The organism is Oleiphilus sp. HI0086 (genome assembly GCF_001635225.1).
The window spans coordinates 1-795 of sequence record NZ_LWFZ01001187.1 but is presented as its reverse complement, the minus strand read 5'-3'; the positions used below and the strand labels follow the sequence as shown (position 1 = coordinate 795).

Annotated in this window: 2 protein-coding genes; both read left to right on the top strand. The window is 42.5% G+C overall.

Translation table 11 applies throughout. The annotated features are described in order from the left end of the window. Nucleotides 1–197 (top strand): hypothetical protein (locus A3756_RS20715; RefSeq protein WP_231875597.1); only part of this gene is annotated, 197 nt, incomplete at its 5' end. Nucleotides 198–359: 162 nt separating this feature from the next. Next, a complete protein-coding gene (locus A3756_RS20710) occupies nt 360–710 on the top strand; it encodes a PilZ domain-containing protein (protein ID WP_068513675.1) in 351 nt (116 codons plus the stop codon). The last annotated feature ends 85 nt before the right edge of the window (nt 711–795 follow it).

Here is a 795-nt window from a genome sequence, read left to right as displayed (position 1 = left end):
CCACTGAAGGACTTGCGGCGGCAAAAATGATCGACCATTTGGCTAAGGTTTCGACCGAGGCTCAGTTACTTGATTTATACAAAAGTGCCTTGGATCAACTGCGTTTGTTGCTCGGTACAAGCAATCCTAACAAGCAGCTGGTGTTTGAGTTTTTATTGAACCAATGGGCTGGCTTAATGGCTAAAAGAACGGTTTAATAAAGATCTCAAAAGTGTGAAGCAATTTTCAATTGCTTGCCTATACTGAAGATATATCACCTTAATACTACTCGAAACTGTTCGGGTTACAGTGGGTGCAACGACCAATTAGTGCTTTGTATTCAAGTGTTTGTACGGGCGCGTTATTGTTAAGAGAATTGTATGTCAGCAGGATTTGGGGCGCGTAGTGGTATCCTTACCCTAACAATCAAGGATAAAGCTGTTTTATATGCCGCCTATATGCCGTTCATTAAAAACGGCGGACTATTTATACCTACCGCAAAAAACTATCATCTTGGCGATGAGGTGTTTTTGCTGTTAAATCTAATGGAAGAACCTGAAAAAATCCCGGTAGCTGGGAAGGTTATCTGGGTGACTCCTAAGGGTGCTCAGGGTAATCGAGCAGCGGGCATCGGTGTTCAGTTTAACGAAGAAGATGCTACTGCCAAAAACAAGATTGAAACCTACCTGGCAGGCTCTTTAAGCTCAGATCGTCCTACACATAGTATGTAATAATAGGGGGGTGCCCCAATTTCTTGATACGATTCTTCAAGTGAGTCGCATAGATACGCATTTTTAGTTAGTATGTGCGGCTTTA

What these genes read in the sequence shown, in the direction of transcription:
- A3756_RS20710 (WP_068513675.1), top strand. Translation starts at nt 360, where the DNA reads ATGTCAGCAGGATTTGGGGCGCGTAGTGGTATCCTTACCCTAACAATC.